The 18,838-nt window shown below is 66.7% G+C and carries 19 protein-coding genes and 2 pseudogenes; 11 read left to right on the top strand and 10 right to left on the bottom strand.

Annotated elements, in window-relative coordinates; all coding sequences use genetic code 11:
* Window positions 1–73: 73 nt before the first annotated feature.
* The 4 genes and pseudogenes from TCCBUS3UF1_RS00685 to TCCBUS3UF1_RS00675 form a co-directional block, all read right to left on the bottom strand.
* Window positions 74–1,786 carry a tetratricopeptide repeat protein gene (locus tag TCCBUS3UF1_RS00685; RefSeq protein ID WP_014514559.1) on the bottom strand — a complete coding sequence of 571 codons (1,713 nt, stop codon included), beginning with the start codon at window positions 1,784–1,786 and terminating at the stop codon, window positions 74–76.
* Between the two features lie 95 nt (window positions 1,787–1,881).
* Entirely contained in the window at window positions 1,882–2,310 is a 429-nt protein-coding gene (locus TCCBUS3UF1_RS00680; RefSeq protein ID WP_231291399.1) for a DUF4143 domain-containing protein, read from the bottom strand.
* 182 nt (window positions 2,311–2,492) lie between these two features.
* Window positions 2,493–2,744, bottom strand: a pseudogene (tnpA, locus tag TCCBUS3UF1_RS11540) (IS200/IS605 family transposase); the annotation flags it as partial.
* Between the two features lie 17 nt (window positions 2,745–2,761).
* Entirely contained in the window at window positions 2,762–3,238 is a 477-nt protein-coding gene (locus TCCBUS3UF1_RS00675; protein WP_014514558.1) for an AAA family ATPase, read from the bottom strand.
* Between the two features lie 109 nt (window positions 3,239–3,347).
* Here TCCBUS3UF1_RS00675 and TCCBUS3UF1_RS00670 point away from each other — a divergent pair, with 109 nt between their 5' ends.
* Together TCCBUS3UF1_RS00670 and TCCBUS3UF1_RS00665 are read left to right on the top strand one after the other, a co-directional pair.
* Window positions 3,348–4,310, top strand: coding sequence for a ParA family protein (locus tag TCCBUS3UF1_RS00670; protein WP_014514557.1), 963 nt, complete (start codon window positions 3,348–3,350; stop codon window positions 4,308–4,310).
* Window positions 4,307–5,185 (top strand): ParB/RepB/Spo0J family partition protein, encoded by an 879-nt coding sequence (locus TCCBUS3UF1_RS00665; protein WP_014514556.1) that lies wholly within the window; start codon window positions 4,307–4,309, stop codon window positions 5,183–5,185. Before TCCBUS3UF1_RS00670 ends, TCCBUS3UF1_RS00665 begins: the two co-directional genes overlap by 4 nt.
* Window positions 5,186–5,470: 285 nt before the next feature.
* Here the strand turns inward: TCCBUS3UF1_RS00665 and TCCBUS3UF1_RS11535 are convergent, their stop codons facing one another.
* Together TCCBUS3UF1_RS11535 and TCCBUS3UF1_RS00660 are read right to left on the bottom strand one after the other, a co-directional pair.
* Complete coding sequence (locus tag TCCBUS3UF1_RS11535) at window positions 5,471–5,872, bottom strand: type II toxin-antitoxin system VapC family toxin (RefSeq protein ID WP_014514555.1); 402 nt, start codon at window positions 5,870–5,872, stop codon at window positions 5,471–5,473.
* Window positions 5,869–6,087: a type II toxin-antitoxin system Phd/YefM family antitoxin gene (locus TCCBUS3UF1_RS00660; RefSeq protein WP_014514554.1), complete on the bottom strand. Its 219-nt coding sequence runs from the start codon at window positions 6,085–6,087 to the stop codon at window positions 5,869–5,871. Before TCCBUS3UF1_RS00660 ends, TCCBUS3UF1_RS11535 begins: the two co-directional genes overlap by 4 nt.
* A gap of 54 nt (window positions 6,088–6,141) precedes the next feature.
* On the opposite strand from TCCBUS3UF1_RS00660, the pseudogene TCCBUS3UF1_RS11945 reads away from it, so the two are divergent.
* The 6 genes and pseudogenes from TCCBUS3UF1_RS11945 to TCCBUS3UF1_RS00635 form a co-directional block, all read left to right on the top strand.
* Window positions 6,142–6,258: pseudogene (locus TCCBUS3UF1_RS11945) on the top strand (chromosome partitioning protein ParB); the annotation flags it as partial.
* Between the two features lie 14 nt (window positions 6,259–6,272).
* Complete coding sequence (locus TCCBUS3UF1_RS11940; RefSeq protein WP_014514552.1) at window positions 6,273–6,500, top strand: helicase-related protein; 228 nt, start codon at window positions 6,273–6,275, stop codon at window positions 6,498–6,500.
* 57 nt (window positions 6,501–6,557) lie between these two features.
* Window positions 6,558–9,488: a DUF1156 domain-containing protein gene (locus TCCBUS3UF1_RS00650; RefSeq protein ID WP_014514551.1), complete on the top strand. Its 2,931-nt coding sequence runs from the start codon at window positions 6,558–6,560 to the stop codon at window positions 9,486–9,488.
* Between the two features lie 60 nt (window positions 9,489–9,548).
* Window positions 9,549–9,818, top strand: a complete 270-nt coding sequence (locus TCCBUS3UF1_RS00645) for a type II toxin-antitoxin system HicA family toxin (RefSeq protein ID WP_014514550.1) — start codon at window positions 9,549–9,551, stop codon at window positions 9,816–9,818.
* Window positions 9,815–10,261 (top strand): type II toxin-antitoxin system HicB family antitoxin, encoded by a 447-nt coding sequence (locus TCCBUS3UF1_RS00640; RefSeq protein ID WP_081477216.1) that lies wholly within the window; start codon window positions 9,815–9,817, stop codon window positions 10,259–10,261. Before TCCBUS3UF1_RS00645 ends, TCCBUS3UF1_RS00640 begins: the two co-directional genes overlap by 4 nt.
* 45 nt (window positions 10,262–10,306) lie before the next feature.
* Window positions 10,307–11,332 carry a Swt1 family HEPN domain-containing protein gene (locus tag TCCBUS3UF1_RS00635; protein WP_155983233.1) on the top strand — a complete coding sequence of 342 codons (1,026 nt, stop codon included), beginning with the start codon at window positions 10,307–10,309 and terminating at the stop codon, window positions 11,330–11,332.
* A gap of 306 nt (window positions 11,333–11,638) precedes the next feature.
* Here the strand turns inward: TCCBUS3UF1_RS00635 and TCCBUS3UF1_RS00630 are convergent, their stop codons facing one another.
* Complete coding sequence (locus tag TCCBUS3UF1_RS00630) at window positions 11,639–12,859, bottom strand: IS256-like element ISTth4 family transposase (RefSeq protein ID WP_014514494.1); 1,221 nt, start codon at window positions 12,857–12,859, stop codon at window positions 11,639–11,641.
* Window positions 12,860–12,934: 75 nt separating this feature from the next.
* On the opposite strand from TCCBUS3UF1_RS00630, the gene TCCBUS3UF1_RS12405 reads away from it, so the two are divergent.
* From TCCBUS3UF1_RS12405 to TCCBUS3UF1_RS00620, 3 genes are all read left to right on the top strand, one after another.
* Entirely contained in the window at window positions 12,935–13,438 is a 504-nt protein-coding gene (locus TCCBUS3UF1_RS12405; RefSeq protein WP_369791722.1) for an RNA-guided endonuclease InsQ/TnpB family protein, read from the top strand.
* A 3-nt stretch (window positions 13,439–13,441) separates the two neighbouring features.
* Entirely contained in the window at window positions 13,442–15,670 is a 2,229-nt protein-coding gene (locus TCCBUS3UF1_RS00625) for an ATP-binding protein (protein ID WP_014514547.1), read from the top strand.
* Between the two features lie 62 nt (window positions 15,671–15,732).
* Window positions 15,733–16,056: a heavy metal-binding domain-containing protein gene (locus TCCBUS3UF1_RS00620; RefSeq protein ID WP_041433614.1), complete on the top strand. Its 324-nt coding sequence runs from the start codon at window positions 15,733–15,735 to the stop codon at window positions 16,054–16,056.
* Between the two features lie 57 nt (window positions 16,057–16,113).
* Here TCCBUS3UF1_RS00620 and TCCBUS3UF1_RS00615 read toward each other — a convergent pair whose 3' ends face one another.
* The 3 genes from TCCBUS3UF1_RS00615 to TCCBUS3UF1_RS00605 are packed head-to-tail and all read right to left on the bottom strand — an operon-like array spanning window position 16,114 to window position 18,736.
* Window positions 16,114–17,643: a hypothetical protein gene (locus tag TCCBUS3UF1_RS00615; RefSeq protein WP_014514545.1), complete on the bottom strand. Its 1,530-nt coding sequence runs from the start codon at window positions 17,641–17,643 to the stop codon at window positions 16,114–16,116.
* Entirely contained in the window at window positions 17,616–18,128 is a 513-nt protein-coding gene (locus tag TCCBUS3UF1_RS00610; RefSeq protein ID WP_014514544.1) for a hypothetical protein, read from the bottom strand. The genes TCCBUS3UF1_RS00615 and TCCBUS3UF1_RS00610 overlap by 28 nt, the downstream gene beginning before the upstream one ends.
* Window positions 18,125–18,736: a hypothetical protein gene (locus TCCBUS3UF1_RS00605; protein ID WP_155983231.1), complete on the bottom strand. Its 612-nt coding sequence runs from the start codon at window positions 18,734–18,736 to the stop codon at window positions 18,125–18,127. Before TCCBUS3UF1_RS00605 ends, TCCBUS3UF1_RS00610 begins: the two co-directional genes overlap by 4 nt.
* Between the last annotated feature and the right edge of the window lie 102 nt (window positions 18,737–18,838).

Below are 18,838 nucleotides of genomic sequence, written 5' to 3'. Positions count from 1 at the left end.
TCCGGGCGGACTTCCCCCTTCTCCTTAGGGTTTCCATGGACTCCTCACCCCTTCCAAGGTGGTCCCAGGGGGCTTAACGCCCCCTGAACGCCTCGAGGCGGGCCCGGTAGCGCTCGGCCAGGACGGTGTACCGGGCCTCCTGCAGCAGGGCGATGGCCTCCTCCAGGCTGGCGGGGTCCCCCTGGAGCTCGGCCAGGTTGGCCAGAACCGCGGCGGTGAGCACCCACTCCCGCCCCTCCTTGGCCAGGGCCAGGGCCTGGCGGTAGGCGGCCTCGGCCTCCCCAAGGCGCCCTTGGCGGTGGAAGAGGGCCCCCAGGTTGTTCCAGGCACGGCCCAAGGCCTCGAGGCTCCCCGCCCGCTCCGCCGCCTCCAGGGAGGCCCGGTAGAGGGCCTCGGCCTCCTCTGGCCTGCCCTGCCGCTCCCGCACCACCCCCAGGTTCAGGAGAACCCGGGCCCGCAGAAGGGGAGCCTCCCCCGCCGCCCGCAGGGCCTCGGCCAGCACCCCCTCAGCCTCCGGGCTCCCTCCCTCCACCAGGGCCACGGCCCGGTTGTTCAGGGCGTCCACCTGGCGGGCGGTCTCGCCTGCCGCCAGAAAGCGCACCGCTGCCCGGGCGAAGAGGGCGGCAGCCTCGGCGAAGCGGCCCTGGCTGAAGGCGAGGAGGCCCCGGAGGTTCCAGGCCTCCCCCTGGGCCCAGGGGCTTCCGCCCGCAGCCCTTTCCGCCTCGGCCAGGGCCTCCCCCACCCTCCCCAAGCGGAAGAGGATGCCCCCGCGCACCGCCGCGGCCTCGGGGTCTTCCTCCTCCAGGCCCTCCAGCTCCTCCAGGGCTTCCCCATAGCGGCCAAGCCGCTCCAGGGCCCTGGCCCTGAGGAGCTGGACCTGGGGGTCCCGGGGCAGGCCCTGGAGAAGCTCCAGGCCCTGCAGGGGGTTTTCCGAAAGCCAGCGCCGCGCCTCCGCCAGGAGGGCCTGCCCGGCCCGGCGGCGGTCCTCCTCGGTCCAGAAGAAGCGGGCCAGGCGGTACAGGGGCAAGGCCTCCCGCAAGGGAAGGCGGCGGGCCAGCTCCAGGGCCACCTCCTGGGCCTCCGGGGGCAGGGCCTCGAGGCCCAAGGGGAGCAAGGGGTAGCCGCCCGGGCTGAGGAGGCCTTCCTCGTGGAGGCGCTCCAAGGCCTCGGGCTCCAAGGGGCACACCTCCGGGGCCTTGCCGGGCAGGAGGTGGAAGGCCCAGTAGGCCCTGCGCACCTCCCGGGGGAGGGGTTGGGGATGGGGAGGAGGTTCCTCGGCCACCTCCACCGCGTGGCGCACCCCCCCCAGGGCCAGGGCCTCCCCGAGCAGGGCCCGCCCCTCCTCGGCCAGGCCCAGGGCGAAATGGGCCCGGGCCCGCCGGGCAAAGAGGCGGTAGACCTCCAGGGCGAGGGCCTCCCGCCGCGCCCATACCCACTCCTCCAGCTCCTCGCCCAAGGGCAGGTCCAGCCCCTCCAGAAAGGCCCCGCGGTACAGGCGGCGGACCCCTTCCAGGTCCCCGGCCCGGAGGGCCGCCAGCAAGGCCCCCACGTCGCTTTCCACCCGGGCGGAAAGCACCTCTCCCCCTTCCACCACCCCTAGGGGGCGCAGCTGGTTCAGGGCCACCGAGAGGCTGTTGAGGCCGTCCTGGGCCCCAGGCCAGAAGAGCTCCGCCAGGTGGCGCCGGGGCTTGGGGCCCTCGAGGGCCAGGTAGGCCAGGAGGAGGAGGGGCTTGGTCCGGCGAAAGGGTTGGCCTTCCCACCAAAGTCCACCCAGGGTCCTGAGCATGGCCTTCCTCCCATCTTAGCCCGGCCAACCCCGGGCCTACCCCGGAAGACCCCCGCGTGGGCCAGGCCCCTGCGCTCCCTCCCGGCAACCCCGCCCTAGGGAGCCCCTCCAAGCCTGGCCATGAGGGCGCGCAGGGGCAGGGCCTCCACCCCGGGAGCCACCGGGAAGGCCTCCTCCCCTGGGTAGACCACGAAGGCCCTCTCGGGGTTCAGATCCCCAAGGGCCTCAAAGAAGCCCCGGGTGGGCCTGGGGGTGAGGCTCCGTTTGGCCTCCACCGCCCAGAGGGTCCCGGAAGGGAAGCGGACCACCAGGTCCACCTCGGCCCCGGCACGGGTGCGGTAGAAGAAGGCCTCGGCCCCCCAGGGCAGGACCCGCAGCAGGTTCTCCACCACAAAGCCCTCCCAGCTCGCACCCACCACCGGGTGACCCAGGAGGGCCTCCCGGTGGGGAAGACCCAAAAGGGCATGTACCAAGCCCGAGTCCCTCAGGTAGAGCTTGGGGGTTTTGACCAGGCGCTTGCCCACGTTGGCCTCATAGGGAGGTAGCCGCCGCAGAAGTTGACACTCCCACGGCTAAAGCCGGTGGGATTCTTGGTTCATCGTCTCCTGCCCGCTGCGCGCGGGTCTTACAGAGACTCCCCAAGCGTTTAGCGTCTCCGTGTGCCCCCCTATTAAACACGGACCCTTACACATAAATCCTTACACGACCCCTTAAGGCGGTGCATCACTTGCACAGGAGCAACCTTTGGGTCTACCGAAATGAACAGGTGTACATGGTCAGGCATGACTTCAAGGGCGATTATCTCCCAGCCTAGTTGCCCGGCCTTCTCCCGCAGGAGTTCTTTCAGCCGTTCAGCTAACGCACCCACCAGCACCTTTCGGCGACGCTTGGGACACCACACGAAATGGTATCGCAGTAGCGAGACGGAGGTGTTGTTGTGTTTGTAGGGTGCTGACAGTCTAGCACACCAGCCGCTCACCATGCTGTGTGGCCCACGGGACCACGTGGGGGGCTGCTACATCCCACCCTTGAAAGAGGTGGGCTTTGCAGCCCCCCACACCCCCTTTTGTAACCCGCCCTTCCCGCCAAGCTCTCCCCCGCCTGCCGGGACACTTCCGGGGAGACCGAGCCGAGGAGAAGGTAGAGGTCGGCCCTGTGGCCCCGCCGCGCCCGGTCCACCAGGCTGCGGAGGACGGGAAAGAGCCCCGGCATGCGGTGCACCTCGTCCAGGATCACCAGGCGGCCCCAAAAGCCCTCCAGGTAGAGCTCAGGCTCGGCCAGCTTGGCCCGGTCCCGCTCCGACTCCAGGTCCAGGTAGAGGGCCCCCCAGCGCTCCCCTACCCTGAGGGCTAGGGTGGTCTTCCCCGCCTGGCGGGGACCGGTGAGGACCACCACCGGCACCTCCCGCAACCGCGCCTCCAGGATGGGTTCCAGGCGGCGAGGGATAATCATCCCTGCTCATTTAGCATGGACATGCTGAATGAGCAAGGATATAGGGGGCTCTGGCCCCGGGTCCAGGCCTCCCTTGCGCCATACCGCACCGCGCGGGTATGCTTTCCGCATGAAACGGGAAAGGTTGGTGCCCCTGCCGGAGTGGGCGCGGCGGGAAGGGATCTCCGAAAGCCTGGCCCGGAAGTGGATCCGGGAGGGCCGCCTCGAGGCCGTCCGCCTGGGCCACTACTGGTACGTCCCCGAGGTGGTGGAGGGGCCCGAGGGCCGGGGCCAGGCCTACACCCTCTTCACCCACGCCGGAGGGGCAGGCAAGACCTCGCTGGCCCGGGACCTGGGGTTTGAGCTGGCTTCCCGGGGGTACCGGGTCCTCCTGGTGGACGCCGACCCCCAGGCCAACCTCACCGCCTGGCTGGGGGTGGAGCCCGGGAGCGTGGCCGACGAGGAAACCCTCCTGCGGGTGATCCGCCACGACACCCTCCCCCAACCCCGGCCGGTGGGCCGCAACCTCTTCCTCATCCCCGCCTCGGTGAACCTGGCCGTGGGGGAGCTGGAGCTGGACCGCAAGCCCCTGGGGGCCCTGGCCCTGCGCACGGCCCTGGAGCGGCGGGAGGGCTACGACCTGGTCCTGGTGGACTCCCTCCCCTCCTTGGGCTCCCTGGCGGTGATGGCCGCCCTGGCCGGGGACGGCCTCCTGGTGCCGGTGGAAACCGGGGCCAAGGGGGTGCAGGCCCTGCAGGCGGTGGTCCAGGTGGCCAAGGAGTACCGGGAAGCCCTGAGGAAGGTGGCCCCCGAGGCCGTGGCGGGCCGCGCCCACATCATCCGCGCCTTCATCCCCACCAAGTACGACGCCCGTACCCAAGGGGATAACCGCGTCCTCCAGCTCATCGGGGAGCTGGAGGAGGTAGCCCCCGTGGCCCCCAAGGTGGCCTACCGCCCCGGGCCCCACCGCAAGGCCACGGAGGAGGGGGTGCCCATCCACGCCGCCGGGGACAAGGAGGCCGTGGAGGAGATCGCCCGGCTGGCCGACTTCCTCCTGGAACGGGTGTTCCGCCTCGAGGGGGTGCCGGCATGAGCGCCATCCGCGCCTACCTCAAGGGTCTGGTGGAGGAGGCCAAGCGCCCCGCCACCTCCACCCTGCCCCTGGCCGAGCTGGTGCCCCGGCCCCAGCCCCGGCGCCGCTTTGACGAGGCCTCCTTGGCCACTCTCGCCGACTCGATCCGGGCCCACGGGGTCCTGGAGCCCCTCCTGGTCCGGCCCGTGGGGGAGGGGCGGTACGAGATCATCGCCGGGGAGAGGCGGTACCGGGCGGCCCGGATGGCAGGCCTTTCAGAGGTGCCTGTGGTGGTCCTGGAGGCCGACGAGAAGACCGCCCAGGCCCTAGCCCTCATGGAGAACCTCCAGCGGGAGGACCTCAACCCCTACGAGGAGACCCTCGGGGTCCTGGACCTCCTGGCCCTGGAGCTGGGCCGGGAGCGGGAGGAGGTGGTGGGCCTCCTGCACCGGATGCGGGATGAACGAAAGGGGAAAGTTCCCCATAACGTTATGGGGAGCCCCGAGGCAGGAAAGGTGGAAGAGGTCTTCCGCCTCCTTGGCCGCATGACCTGGGAGAGCTTCGTCCAGAACCGCCTTCCCCTCCTCCGCCTCCCCCCTGACCTCCGGGAGGCCCTGGAGGAGGGCTCCATCCCTTACACCGCGGCCTTGGAGTTGAAGAAGGTGAAGGACGAGGGAGTCAGGAAGGGCCTCCTGGCGGAAGCCAGGGCCGGCCTCCCCTTGCGGGAGCTGAGGGTGCGGGTGCGGCAAGCCCTGAAGCGCCCCGCCCCTCCCCCGCCCTGGCACAAGGAGGTGGCGGCCAGGCTGGCCCGGCTGGACCTAGAGAGCCTTCCCGAGGCCAAGCGGCAGGAGGTGGAGAAGCATCTAAAAGCCTTGCGGCAGCTACTTGCAGAGTAGGCCATCTTGCATCTGAAGCCGGGAGTCCTCCCGAGGGAAAGCGGCTGCAAGCTGGGCCCGATGATCGGGCCGGGTTGTAGCTATACTCGCCTATCGAGCGTCGTCGGAGTGACCGGATCGGTGTCACGTGGGAAGCCGAAGGGGGTGCAACGGAAAAGGACCCGGCTATGCGGTTGCCCCTGTCCGTACAGCCCCCCTGTAGGCGGACCTGACTGGGTTTCCCAGGATGAATCTCCACGGCTCGAACCCTTTGATTTAGGCCTCATGGGGTTCTGAAGCCGCGCCTCATTCCCACAGGGTGTCTAACCTAGGGTGCCGTCTCAGGTTGGCATCCTTGGTTATCAAAACCGCACCTAGGCGTAGAGCCGTCGCAGCGATAAAGCGGTCAGCAGGGTCAGGATGAGGCAAGTCCATATAGGCACCATCCAGGACAATCCCCACATCCAAAGGTATGACCCTGATACCCTCTACCTGTAGAGCCTTTTTCAACCAGTGCCAGGATTCCAAGGCCAAAGCAATCCGGCCCTTCTGGGCCAGTACCGCCACCTCCCAAGGAGTGATGGCGGAGATGTACAGGGCTTTTCGCCTCCTAGCCGCTTCAAGGCGAGCAAGCAGAGACGAGGGCAGGAGCTCAGGACTGGTCAGAAACCAAACCCAGGCGTGGGTATCCAGGAGAAAAGGCCTCAACGGAGGGCCTCCCAAACCCCCTCCGTGGGTTCTGTGGGTCCCTCATAGCGGAGGAGGGTGCCCCTGAGCTCCTCTAAGGGGTTCTCCTCCCGGTAGGGGCGGACCTCCAAAACGGGCTTTCCCCTGTGGGTGAGGATAAGGGGTTCCCCCGTGGCCTCTACCTGGCGAAGGAGTTCCAGGGCATGCGCCTTGAAGTAAGCCTTGGAAACCCTCATGCCGACTACCATTGTAGCTCATGGCATCGATGAGTCGGGAAGAAACAGGGGGAAGTTACCCAAAACGTTTTGGGTAGCCCCGAGGGGAAGAAGGTGGAAGAGGTCTTCCGCCTCCTTGGCCGCATGACCTGGGAGAGCTTTGTCCGCACCCGCCTCCCCCTCCTCCGCCTCCTGCCGGGGAAGGGGTGAACCTCCAGCAGGCCCACCTCCTCATCAACTACGATCTCCCCTGGAACCCCGCCCGCCTGGAGCAGCGCTTTGGCCGCATCCACCGCATCGGCCAGACCGAGGTCTACCTGGTGGCGGAGAACACCCGGGAGGGGGAGGTATACCGGCGGCTCCTGGCCAAACTGGAAGAGGCCAGCCGGGCCCTCGGGGGAAAGGTGTTTGACGTGCTGGGCCAGCTCTTCTAGGAAAAACCCTTAAGGGACCTCCTCCTCGAGTCCATCCGCTACGGCGAGGACCCCGAGGTGCGGGCCCGGCTTTTGCGCCAGGTGGAAGGGGCCGTGGACCTCAAGCGCCTGGAACGCCTGCTGCAAAACGCCCTGGCCAAGGAGGTTCTGAGCCCCAAACAGGTACAGGCCCTTCGGCTGGAACTGGAGCGGGCCGAGGCCAGGAAGCTCCGACCCCACTTCCTGGGAAGCTTCTTCCGCGAGGCCTTGGAGCGCCTGGGGGGCAGCGTGCACCTGCGGGAAGCGGGACGGATGGAGGTGAGCTTCGTCCCTCCCCGGGTGCGCCAGGCCAGGCCCGGCATCCTGAGGAGCTACCAGCGGGTCACCTTCCACAAGGACAAGGTGGCCCTGCCCGGCAAGCCCTTGGACCATGTGAAGGACCCCCAAGAAGCCCTGGACCCCAGGAAAGGGGTGGTGGCCGAGGCCCAGTATGAGATTGCCAAAAGCCTGGCCCAAAGCTTAGGCAAAACCCCGCCAGCTTCCACGAACGACCGTGAGACCATAGCGGCCCTGCTGGAGGAAGCTCCTCCCGTGCTGGACCCCTTCGCCGGCGGCGGCACCATTCCCCTGGAGGCCCAGCGCCTGGGGCTTAGGGCCTACGCCTCCGACCTCAACCCCGTGGCCGTACTCATCAACAAGGCCCTGGTGGAAATCCCACCCCGTTTCCTTGGCCTTTTGCCCGTTAACCCAGAGTACCGGGCCAAGGCCAGGGAAGGAGAGGCCCTGCCAGGGGCCAAGGGCCTGGCCTGGGACGTGCGCCACTACGGGGCCTGGGTGCGGGAGGAGGCCAGGAGGCGCATCGGCCACCTCTACCCCGAGCTGAACGGGGAAACCGTCATCGCCTGGCTTTGGGCCCACACCGTAACCTGCCCCAGCCCCGGCTGCCGCGCGGAAACTCCCTTGGTGCGCTCCTTCTGGCTTTCCAAAAAGAGGGGCAGGGAAGCCTTTGTGGTGCCCGAGGTGCGTTCCGGGCAGGTGTTCTTCCGGGTGGAAAGGGGAGGGGAACCCCCGGTGGAGGGCACCGTGAACCGCAAGGGGGCCCGGTGCCTGGTATGCGGAACCCCCTTTTCCCTGGAGCATGTGCGCCAAGAGGGAAGGGCGGGACGCCTGGGGGCCAAACTAATGGCCCTCATGACGGAGGGGAAGGGAGGCAGGAACTACCACGCGCCAAACGAGGAACACGAGGCGATTGCCCACCAAGCCTTGCCAACCTGGAAACCCTTGACCCAGCTCGTCCACGACCCCAGGAACATCTGGTGCGTGCAGTACGGCCTCGCTACCCACGCCGACCTCTTCACCCCCCGCCAGCTCCTGGCCCTGGCCACCTTCGCCGACCTGGTGGACGAAGCCCGGGAAAGGGTCTACCAAGACGCCCTCCAAGCCGGCATGCCTGATGACGATACCCCCCTGGCCGAGGGAGGCCGGGGCGCTAGAGCGTACGCGGAAGCGGTGGGGGTGTACCTGGCCCTGGCTGTGGGGAGGCTTGTGGACTACCACCCAGCCCTTTGCAGCTGGCACACAAGCAGGGAAAATATTAGGAATACCTTCACCCGGCAAGCCCTCCCCATGGTATGGGACCTTGCTGAGGCCAACCCCTTTAGCCAATCGTCTGGAAGCTGGGACAACATGCTGGAATGGGTAGCCACCGCCCTGGAAGCCCTCCCCGCCCATCCTCCCGGCCAGGCCCGGCAGCTCAATGCCCAGGAGTCCGTGAACGGCGTACCCACCCCACCCCTCATTTCCACTGATCCCCCCTACTATGACAACATCAGTTATGCTATCCTTTCGGACTTCTTCTATGTTTGGTTGCGCAAAACCCTAGAACCCACCTATCCCGACCTCTTCCGCACCCTTCTTACCCCCAAGGCCGAAGAGCTGGTGGCCGACCCCTACCGCCACGGAAGCAAAGAGGCCGCCAAGCGCCACTTTGAGGAGGGCATGCGCCAGGTCTTCCGGAACCTGCGCCAAAAGGCCCACCCGGACTACCCTTTAACCCTCTACTACGCCTTCAAGCAACAAGAAGAGGAGGCGGACGAGGAGGGCAATGGCGCCCCCACCCTGGCCTCCACGGGGTGGGAAACCTTTCTGCAGGGCCTGGTGGACGCGGGCTTCCAGATCACCGCCACCTGGCCCATGCGCACCGAGCTGGCCAACCGCCCCCAGGGCCAGGGGTCCAACGCCCTGGCCTCCTCCATCGTCCTGGTCTGCCGCCCCCGGCCCCAAGACGCCCCCTTGGCCACCCGGCAGGAGTTTCTCCGGGCCCTGCGCCAGGAGCTTCCGGAGGCCCTAAGAAAACTTACCCAGGGGAGCATTCCCCCTGTGGACCTAGCCCAAAGCGCCATCGGCCCGGGCATGGCCGTCTTCAGCCGCTACCGCCAGGTGGTGGAGCCCAGCGGCCGGGCCCTTTCCGTGCGGGAGGCCCTCGTCCTCATCAACAGCGTCCTGGACGAGTTCCTGGCCGAGGAGGAGGCCGAGCTGGACAGCGCCACCCGCTTCGCCATCGCCTGGTACGAGCAGTATGGGTATGGGGAAGGCCCCTTCGGGGACGCAGAAACCCTGGCCAAGGCCAAGAACGTGGCCGTGGCCGCCCTGGAGGAGGGCGGCATCCTGCGGGCCAAGGCGGGCAAGGTGCGCCTTCTGAAGCCGGAGGAGTACCCCGAAGGCTGGGACCCCCAAACGGACCGCCGCCTCAGCGCCTGGGAGGTGGCCCACCAGCTCATCCGCGCCCTAAAGCAAGCAGGGGAGAGCGCCGCCGCCACCCTCCTGTCCCAGGTACCACCCGACCTGGCCGAGGGAGCCCGGGCCCTGGCTTACCGCCTCTACGGCATCGCCGAGCGCAAGGGACGCACCGAGGAAGCCCAGGACTTCAACCTCCTGGCGGGCAGCTACGGCCACCTCCACGTGGAAGCCGCCCGGAGACGGGGCGCGGTGCAGGGGGAGCTGTTCTAAGGCGGGCACACCAGGGCTTGAGGTATGATATCACCTGTGATATCCTAATGGGGGATAGGGGTGGGTAAAAAGCGAAAGCTGCTGGAAAAGCTCTTCGCCCTACCCCCGGAGATGCGGTATGAAGACGTGGAAAAGGTGCTGGTAGCCTTCGGCTTTGAGTGCGTTCGCTCCAAGGGAAGCCACCAGCAGTTCCGCCATCCGGGAGGGCGTATGCTAACAGTCCCCAAACGAAAAGGCCAAACCGTGACCCGAACCTACCTCAAGCAGGTGATAGCCGCCCTGGAATGTGTCACGGGTAAGACCCTGGAAGAGCTGATAGAGGAAGAATGAGACGCCAAACTTGGAAGGAAAACAAGCCCCTTGAATACTACCTCAACCTGAGGTACCCCGTGCTGTTGGTCCCCGAACCCGAGGGGGGGTTTACTGCCCTTTTGCCAGACCTGGAGGGCTGCGTTTCTGTGGGTGAAACGGAAGAAGAAGCCCTAGCCAATCTGGAAGAGGCACGCCAGCTTTGGATAGAAACCGCCTACGAACACGGGGACGAAATCCCTCTTCCTTCCTCAGCCAAGGAATACAGCGGCAGGATTTTGGTGCGAATGCCCAAAAGCCTCCACCGCCGCCTGGATGAGGAAGCCCGGGCAGAAGGAGTAAGCCTGAACCAGTTTATCGTTAGCCTGCTTTCGGAGCGCCTTCCTCTTGCCGTGCTCAAAAGAGAGCTCCGCGTGCTCAAGGAAGAAGCTTCCCCCAAAAACTCAATGAGGGCCCGGACATAGGCTGTGTTGGCCAGGCCCAGGCGGTTTGGCCTTTATGCTTGGGATATGGCGCTCAGCAACCGGGAAATCGTGGGCCGCGGCCTGGACCTCCTGAGGGCAGGCCTGGCCCCTTTTGTGGAACGGGAGTACCAAAGGGTTTACGGTGAGGCATGGGCCGAGGAGGCCCTCGAGGTCCTGAAGGACCGGGCAAGCCTCCAAGACCCCGACGGCCAGGCCCTCCTCAAGCTCATGGACTTCCGCTGGAACGAGGTCTTTGACGAGAAGCTGGGCCGTTGGGGCCGCACCCTGGTCAAGGAGCTCCTGGAGGTGCGCAACCGCTTCGCCCACCAGAACCCCTTTTCCCTGGAGGACGCCCACCGGGCCCTGGACACCATCACCCGCCTCCTGGAGATGGTGGCCGCCGAGGAAAGGGCCGAAACGAACCGCATGGCCCGCGAGCTCCTCCGCAGGCGGTTTGAGGAGGAGGCCCGGCGGGAAGCGGAAAAGGCCGCGAAGCTTCCCCAAGCCCCCACCCCCTCGGGGCTCAAGCCCTGGCGGGAGGTGGTCACCCCGCATGCGGACGTGGCCTCGGGCCGCTTCACCGAGGCGGAGTTCGCCGCCGACCTGGCCGAGGTGCTCCAGGGGGAGGCCAGCCCCGAGTACGGGGACCCCCTGGAGTTCTTCCGCCGCACCCACTTCACCGGGGGGCTCAGGCAGCTTTTGCTGAACGCCCTGAGGCGGCTCAGCGGGGAGGGGGGCGACCCGGTGGTGGAGCTCCAGACCGCCTTCGGTGGGGGCAAGACCCACTCCATGCTGGCCCTTTACCACCTCTTCGGGGGCCGGGTAGACCCCCACGAGGTGCCGGGCCTCGAGGAGGTGCTGAAGGAGGCCGGCCTGGCCCGGGTGCCCACGGCCCGCCGGGCGGTGCTGGTGGGCACCGCCCTGGACCCCGCCAGGCCCCGCCCCAAGCCCGAAGGCCTCCTGGTCCACACCCTTTGGGGGAGATGGCCTACCAGCTCGGGGGGGTGGAGGGGTACCGGCTGGTGGAGGAGGGGGACCGGCGGGGCGTGGCCCTGGGATCGGACACCCTGAACCACCGGGGTGCGGGGCGGCAGTCTCCGACCAGACCGTAGTTTGGTCCGTGGGAGAAGGATAACCCCGCGCCGCCAAAGGCGGCTACCCCCGTGGCCTGCGCTGGCCCTGGATGTATGGCTTGAGCACCTCCAAGGGCGCACCACCCGCCGTCAGACGAGAGGTGGAAAGCAGCGTTGTTGGCGGTCTTGAGTTTGACGATACACTAGAGGCGTGCAGGCCCGCCAGGTGCGCTACAAGCTGTATCCGAACCGAGCCCAGCTTGAAACCTTGGAACGGTGGAATGGGCTGCACTGCGAGGTCGTGTCAAGAGTTATGTGTAAGAGTCTGTGTACGGGGGGCATACCGCTCCTGAAGCATCTTCTCCAGCACCTCCTTCACCTCCGAGAACCCCTTTAGTTTCCGTTCTGCCCACCTCCCTTCCTGCCTCTCCGACTCCAGGTAAAGAAGCTTGTACACCGCCTCTTCCTTAGGAAACTTGTGGTCCCGCACCTTCGTCCCCCGCCGCACTTCCCGGATAAACCGCTCCATCAGGTTGGTGCTCCGCAGGTACGGCCAAAGCACCTTGGGGTACCCGTAGAACCGCAGGAAGGCCCCCGAATCCTGTACCCAAAGCCCCACCACCCCCGGGTACCGCGAACCCCAGGCGGCCTTCACCTCCTCCAAGGCCCCAAGAGCTTCTTCCCGGCTCTCCGCCCCGTACACCCGCCTCAGGTCCTCCGCCAGCAGGCCCCGGTCCCGCGCCCGCACCTGGGACAGGCTCCACCGCACCCCGTGCACCACGCACCGCTGCCATTCCGCCTGAGGGTAGACCCTGCGGATCGCTTCAGGAAGCCCGGGCAGCCCGTCGGTGATGAAGAGCAATACCCGCCGCAGGCCCCGCTGCCAAAGCTCCCCCAGGACCCCCTCCCATCCCAGGGCGCTCTCCGTGGGCAACAGCCAAAACCCCAGGACCCGCCTCTCCCCATTAGGGGCGATGCCCAGGGCCACATACACGCTTTCCCGTACGATCCCTTCTCCTTCCCTGAAGACCTTTAGGGAAAGCCCGTCCAGGTAGACGAAGGCCATCTCCTCGGGCAAAGGCCGGGTGCGGAAGGCTCCTGCCGCCTCCAGGACCTCGTCCGTCAGGGCGCTCAGGGTCTCGTGGGAGTAGCGGTGGCCTAAGAGCAGGCTCAGTATCTCGGCCGCCTTGCGCTGACTGACCCCGGCGGCGTAAAGGGCTACCGCCACTTCCCCCACGTCCACCAGGCGGCGGACGTAGGGCTTAAGGAAAGCCGGGTAATACCGAGATTCCCGATCCCTAGGGACCTTCAGGTCCACCTGGCCGAAGGTGGTCTCCAGCTTGCGGGGGTAGTAGCCGTTCCTGCGGCCTCCGTGCACCTGCAAGAAGGCCGTCCGGTCCAGCTCCAGAACCGTCTGCAGAACCTCGGCTACTGTCTCCCGCACCGCTTCCCTCAGCAAGATCCGCAAGGTATCCTGGTCCACGGGGCACCTCCTCGTGCTAAGGTGTGCCCCCCTATTAAACACGGACCCTTACACATAAATCCTTACACGACCCTGCAACGCAAACTATCCCGGCAAAAGCAAGGCAGCAATCGCTGGATGCGAACAAAAAGGGCTATCGCTCGCATACACCGGAAGGTTGCCAACCAGCGAGACGACTTCCAGCACAAGCTTACTGCTGGTTGGGTTGCGAAATATGGGCTCATTGCAACCGAGGCCCTCAAGGTCAAAAACATGACGGCAAGGGGTGGGAGCAGAAAGGCGGGTCTCAACCGGGCAATGCTTGACGTGGGGATCGGCGACATTCTACGGAAGCTGGCGTACAAAGCGGCAGAGGCTGGTACGCGGCTGGTAGAGGTGCCCACCTCAAAGGTCAAGCCCTCACAGACCTGTCCCCTCTGCCTACGCCAGGAGAAAAAACTACTCTCTCAACGTGTACACCAATGCCCTTGCGGGTGCGAGATGCCCCGCGACCAGGCCGCGGCCTTGGTCATGCTGAGATGGGCCTTAGACCCCTGGGAACCAGGGGGCGGGGAGGGGCTGACTGGCCCCGTTGAACTGCGAAACCCCGACCATGCCGCGATAGCGGTTGGTCGTGGGTAGTTCATGGAGCTCTTTGACCGCTTCGCGCCCGCCCTGATCCTCATGGACGAGTGGGTAGCCTACCTGCGCAACCTTCACGGGGAAGACCTACCCGCGGGCACCTTTGACCAGAACCTCACCTTCGCCCAGGCCCTGACCGAGGCGGCCAAGAGGAGCCGCCGCACCCTCTTGGTGGCCTCCCTGCCCGCCTCCGACGCCGAGGTGGGGGGAGAGCGGGGGCGGGAGGCCCTCTTCAGGCTCCAGAACGTTTTTGGCCGGCTGGAGTCCGTGTGGCAGCCTGCCACCCAGGACGAGTCCTACGAGATCGTCCGGAGGCGGCTTTTCCTCCCCCTTTCGGAGGAGGGCTACCGGGCCCGGGACGCGGTGGTCCAGGCCTTTATGCGCCTTTACCGGGAGCACAAGGGGGAGTTCCCCCCGGAAACCCTGGAGCCGGACTACGAGCGCCGCCTGAAGCTGGCCTACCCCATCCATCCCGAGCTCTTTGACCGCCTCTATGGGGACTGGTCCACCCTGGAAGGCTTCCAGCGCACCCGGGGGGTTCTCCGCTTCATGGCCGCCGTGGTCTACGCCCTCTGGAGCCGCGGGGACACCTCCCTCATGATCCTGCCCGGCGGCCTGCCCTTGGACCCCGGCGGGCCGCGCTATGAGCTCACCCGCCACCTCTCCCGCTTCCTGGAGGGCTTTGATGGGGTGCTGGACGCGGACGTGGACGGGGTGAACGCCAGGGCCTTGGTCCTGGACAACGAGCGGCTCGCCCTGGGCCGACAGCAGATGGCCCGGCGCACCGCCCGGGCGGTCTTCATGGCCACGGCTCCAGGGGCGGCGGCCCCCGTGGGGCGGCCTCGAGGGGTGGAGGGGGTGCGGGTGCGCCTGGGGGTGGTCCAGCCGGGGGAAAGCCCGGCCCTGGTGGCCGACGCCCTAAGGGCCCTGGCCGACCACCTCACCTACTTCCACGCGGAAGGGGACCGGTACTGGTTTGAAACCCGGCCCAGCCTCAACCGCCTGGCCCAGGAGCGGGCGACCCGCCTGGACCCAGAGGAGGCAAGGCGGGAGATAGCGGGCCGCCTCAAGGGCTGGGCCAGGGGCCGCACCCCTTTCGCCGCCCTGCACGCGGCCCCCGAGAGCACCGCGGACGTGCCTGACGAGCCTGCCCTGCGCCTGGTCCTCCTTCCCCCCACCGCCCCCTACGCCAAGGGGGGATCGGAAGGGGAGAGGCGGGCCCGGGAAATCCTGGAAACCCGCCGCCAGGCCCCCAGGCTCTACCGCAACACCCTCCTCTTCTTGGCGGCGGAGGCCTCCCTCGTGCCCGACCTGGAGGAAGCCACCCGGCGCTATCTGGCCTGGAAGGGCATCTGGGAGGACCGGGAGGCCCTGAACCTGGGCCAGGCGGACCTGCGGCAGGTGGAGGCGCGGCTCAAGGAGGCAGGGGATACCCTCGAGGCCCGCCTGAAGGAGGCATACCGTATCCTCCTAAGCTTCACCCAGCCGGATTCCCAAAACCCCCATCTGGAGCCCACCGCCATCCGCCTTTTGGGAAGCGGCGACCCCGCGGAGCGGGCTGCGGCCAAGGCCAAACACGAGGCCCTGGTGTACACCGAGTGGCACCCTAGGTTCCTTCTGGAAACCCTGGAGCGGTACCGTTTCTTCACCTCCCGCGAGCCCCAAGGGGTCCTCCCCTTGCGCTGGCTTTGGGAAGCCCTTTGCACCTATCCCTACCTGCCCAAGCTGCAGGGGGAGGAGGTGCTCTTGGAGAGCGTGAAAAGGGGGGTGGAGGAGGGGCTTTTCGGCTACGCAACCCACCTCCAGGAAGGCAAGCCCAAAGGGGTTTTCCTGGGGGAAAGGGTCACCCCGAGCCTCCAGGGCTTCCTCCTGCGCAGGGAGGTGGCCGAGGCCACCCAGGGGGAGGAGGCCAAGGTAGCCGTAGATGGGCCCACTCCCCCTGGTGGCGGTGCCTTGCCGCCAACCCCGGAAAAGACCCCCGTCGCTGCCCCCAAGCCCCGACCCAAGCGCTTCTACCTCCGCAAGGAGCTGGCCCCCCATAGCCTGGTGCAGGAGGCCGAGCTATTGGCCAAGGAGATCGTGCTCCACCTGGCAAAGGAACCGGGGGTGCGGCTGAAGCTCCACCTGGAGGTCCAGGCCGAGGCCGAAGGAGGGTTTTCCGAGGACCTGGCCCGGGTTCTCCGGGAAAACAGCGCCACCCTGAAGGCGGACCACAGCCTGGAGGAGGCCTAAAGGGGCTTTAAGGCCCCTCGAGGCCGCCCCCGGTTAGGATGAGGAAGACCATGGGACCTGGGATGATCCTCACCACCACGGGCACTGTGGAGGGCAAGCGCGTGGAGGCCTACTTGGGCGTGGTCTTCGGCGAGGCCATCGTGGGCGCCAACATCTTCCGCGACCTCTTCGCCTCCATCCGGGACATCGTGGGGGGGCGGAGCGGGGCCTACGAGGCCGAGCTGCGCCGGGCACGGGAAATGGCCCTCTCGGAGCTGGCGGAGGCCGCCCGCCAGCTTGGGGCCAACGCGGTGATCGGGATCGACGTGGACTACGAGGTCCTGGGCCAGGGGAACTCCATGCTCATGGTCACCGCCAGCGGAACAGCCGTGCGGCTCGCCCCCTAACCGGGGCAGACCGGAAACCGCCCCTGCCTGCCCTAAAGGCTAGGGCCTTTCCCAGTTTCACACGGGCCCCTCAGGCCGTAGGGGGCCTGGGTTTCCAAAGGCCATCCCTGCCCGGTAGAAAGCGGCGGGCCAGCCTCGAGGCGGCACCTGGTACTCCCAGACCTGGCCGAAGGCCCGGACCCGGACCCGAAAAGGCAGGCGCCCTCGCGGTATGCGGACGCTGCCCCTAGCCCGTTGCGGAGGGGCCTGGGAGGGGAGAAGCTCCACCTCCAGTTCCCCTGGTGGGGAGAGGCCTAGCTCCAAGGCCTCCTCCGTAAGCCGAGGGGTCAGCAGCGGATGGAAACGCACAGGAAGCCGCCCAAGGAGGCGCCACTCCCCGTGCTCCCGCTTGCCTGAAACCAGAACCTCTACCAAGAGGATGTCCTCCAAGAGCGCCTGGTCAAGGGAAATCCCCCGGGGGTCCTCCACGGGCGCACCCCCGGACTCGAGGGAAAACGCCAGGGGGTTTTTCGCCGGGTCAAAGTGAAAGCTTTCCACCCGGAAGGGTTCTGGGTAGCGCCAGAAGGGGACCGGGTTGCCCGAGCTGTCAAGAAAGCGCACGCCCCAAGCCCGGTGATGGAGGCGGAAGACCACCTCCCCCTCCTGGTGAACCAGGCGCTTTTCCTCGGGGATCGGCAAACCCTTCTCGTCCAGCCTCGGCGTCCAGGTGAAACCTTGAAAGGTCCCGTCCCGGAAGCGGACCTGGCCATAAACCTTCATGCCCTCCAAGAGAGGCTCGGGCCGCATCTGGGGCACAACCCGCTCTACCAGGCCCTTTCCCTGGAGGAGTTCTACCCGTACCTTAGAGTAGCGCGTGGCCTCGTTTTTCTCACCTCGCCACTCCCGGTAAAGGCTTCGCAGAGCCTCCTGGGAACGGTGGAAGAGAAACCGCAAAGGGTGCGGATCGGGAGGGAAGAAGCCCAGGCTTTCCAGTCGGGCCACCAGACCCTCGAGGTCGTCCAGCTCCTCTTCGGCCAGCCCCTCCTGGACCAAGCGGTCCAAGGCCTCCTTCAAGGTGGACAAGATCTCCCCGTACGCCCCCAGCTCCCCGGCAAGCACTCCCTCCTCCCGGTAGCGCCGGAGGTGGGCCAGCAGATCGCGAAGGCGCAACGCCCGAAAGCCGAAGAGCGCATCCAGGGTGCCCACGAAGTCCCGGCTCCCGTCAGCATGAAAGCGCAAGTGGCGCTGAACGAGGGGCACCCCAGAAAGAACCCGCCAAAGCAGGTCCCGCTGAGCGGGGGTCGGCTCCTGCTGATCCACCCCTAAGGCCTTAAGGAAGTCGGGCCAAAAGGCAAGGTCGTTCTCGGGCAAATTCCGGTAGAAGAAGTAGCCGGCCAAGAAGCCGAGGAGCAGGTACGCGGGTACCACCCCATCCTTGGTGGGCTTGTGGAGCCCTGGTCTCCACTCCCCCAGCCACAGCTTGCGTACCGTTTCCTTCACCCCCAGGTAATCCTCGTAGCGCACCGGAGCACGGCGCAAATCCCCCAAGCGCAACCCCTCCTCCACCGCCCGATAGAGGTTCACGGCGTGTCGCCAAGGGTCTGCCATTCTCCCTCCAACCAGGCCCAAAGGGCCCACTCGAGGACCAAGGCCGTGTACAGGGCCTTGAAGTCGGGCTGTTGCCCCTGAAGGTGGCGGCGCAAGGCCTCTAGGCGCATTCCTAGCAGTTCCTCCAAGGCCTCCTCGAGGTTACCCGCCCGCACCGCCCCCACCTTCTCCACAAGCATCTGGTCCCAATGACCCAGCTCCTCGCGCAACGCCGCCAACCAACCCTCCCCGAGGGCGGGTCGGTTCAGGGCCTCCAAGCGACGCTTAAGGGCTTCCACCTCCTTTTCCCGCTCCCGGCCCTTAGCCTCCAAGGCCCGGATCCTGTGCGAACAACGGCTTATCTCTTCTAGTAGCCCCCTCTTCGTTTCCTGCCAGGCTGTCCGCTCCTCAGCAAGCCGTTTCCAGCAGGCCTCTAACTCCCGCTCGTACCAGGCCAGGTCCTCCCGGAACCTAGCCTCCAGGGTCTGGCGCTCCTCCGGAGTCATCCTTCCTCCCTGGGGGAATGTAGCCCTCCCCCCCGCAGCCTGGCCTCCAGCAGCCAAGCATGGGTTCGCAACCAGCGGGGCAAGGGGCTATTGGCCAGGTCCAAGAGGAGCCGCTCCAGGCCCACCAGGGCAATGCCTTCAGGGTCTCCTTGGATTAGTTCCCGAGTACTAGCCTGAAGGGCAGGATGGTCGTGGCCGGCCAGGAGCGCCTTGTACCCTTCCGCCAAGGCCAAGAGGCGCTCCTCGGGGGTAGTCCCTAGAGCCCCATAGTCCAAAAAGAGGACCCGGGAGAAGACCTCGAGGGGAAAGGGGGCCGGGAGGGCTTCCTGAAAAGCCTGAGCACGGGCCCAGGCTTCCCCCCGCTTGGCCTCTTTTTGAAGGGAGGCTACCTTTTCCCCCAAGCGAACCACCTCTTCCCTTAAGGTTTTGTTCTCCTCCCGCAAGGGAAGAAGTAGGTTGAGCTGGGCTTGGGCCTCCTCCCATTGCTTCCTCAGCTGGGCAAGCTCCTCCTCCAATGCCGCATAGTCCTTGCGCAGGCGGCTGGCCTCCATCTCTGCCTTCCCCTTGGCCCGCAAGGCTACCTGCCATTCCCGCTCCAATCTGGCCAACCTGCGTCGCAAGTCCTCCAGCTCCGCGTGCTTTTTCTGAAGGCGTTGCTTCAGCCTCCAAACCTGTCGTTCCTCCTTTGGGTTTTCGGAATCCTCCTGCTG

The sequence above is a fragment of the Thermus sp. CCB_US3_UF1 genome, from assembly GCF_000236585.1.
GTDB lineage: Bacteria > Deinococcota > Deinococci > Deinococcales > Thermaceae > Thermus.
This window is presented reverse-complemented; position numbering and strand designations above follow the sequence as displayed.

What these genes read in the sequence shown, in the direction of transcription:
- TCCBUS3UF1_RS00685 (WP_014514559.1), bottom strand. Translation starts at nt 1,786, where the DNA reads ATGCTCAGGACCCTGGGTGGACTTTGGTGGGAAGGCCAACCCTTTCGC.
- TCCBUS3UF1_RS00675 (WP_014514558.1), bottom strand. Translation starts at nt 3,238, where the DNA reads ATGATTATCCCTCGCCGCCTGGAACCCATCCTGGAGGCGCGGTTGCGG.
- TCCBUS3UF1_RS00670 (WP_014514557.1), top strand. Translation starts at nt 3,348, where the DNA reads ATGAAACGGGAAAGGTTGGTGCCCCTGCCGGAGTGGGCGCGGCGGGAA.
- TCCBUS3UF1_RS00665 (WP_014514556.1), top strand. Translation starts at nt 4,307, where the DNA reads ATGAGCGCCATCCGCGCCTACCTCAAGGGTCTGGTGGAGGAGGCCAAG.
- TCCBUS3UF1_RS00660 (WP_014514554.1), bottom strand. Translation starts at nt 6,087, where the DNA reads ATGAGGGTTTCCAAGGCTTACTTCAAGGCGCATGCCCTGGAACTCCTT.
- TCCBUS3UF1_RS00640 (WP_081477216.1), top strand. Translation starts at nt 9,815, where the DNA reads ATGAGACGCCAAACTTGGAAGGAAAACAAGCCCCTTGAATACTACCTC.
- TCCBUS3UF1_RS00635 (WP_155983233.1), top strand. Translation starts at nt 10,307, where the DNA reads ATGGCGCTCAGCAACCGGGAAATCGTGGGCCGCGGCCTGGACCTCCTG.
- TCCBUS3UF1_RS12405 (WP_369791722.1), top strand. Translation starts at nt 12,935, where the DNA reads ATGCGAACAAAAAGGGCTATCGCTCGCATACACCGGAAGGTTGCCAAC.
- TCCBUS3UF1_RS00625 (WP_014514547.1), top strand. Translation starts at nt 13,442, where the DNA reads ATGGAGCTCTTTGACCGCTTCGCGCCCGCCCTGATCCTCATGGACGAG.
- TCCBUS3UF1_RS00620 (WP_041433614.1), top strand. Translation starts at nt 15,733, where the DNA reads ATGATCCTCACCACCACGGGCACTGTGGAGGGCAAGCGCGTGGAGGCC.
- TCCBUS3UF1_RS00615 (WP_014514545.1), bottom strand. Translation starts at nt 17,643, where the DNA reads ATGGCAGACCCTTGGCGACACGCCGTGAACCTCTATCGGGCGGTGGAG.
- TCCBUS3UF1_RS00610 (WP_014514544.1), bottom strand. Translation starts at nt 18,128, where the DNA reads ATGACTCCGGAGGAGCGCCAGACCCTGGAGGCTAGGTTCCGGGAGGAC.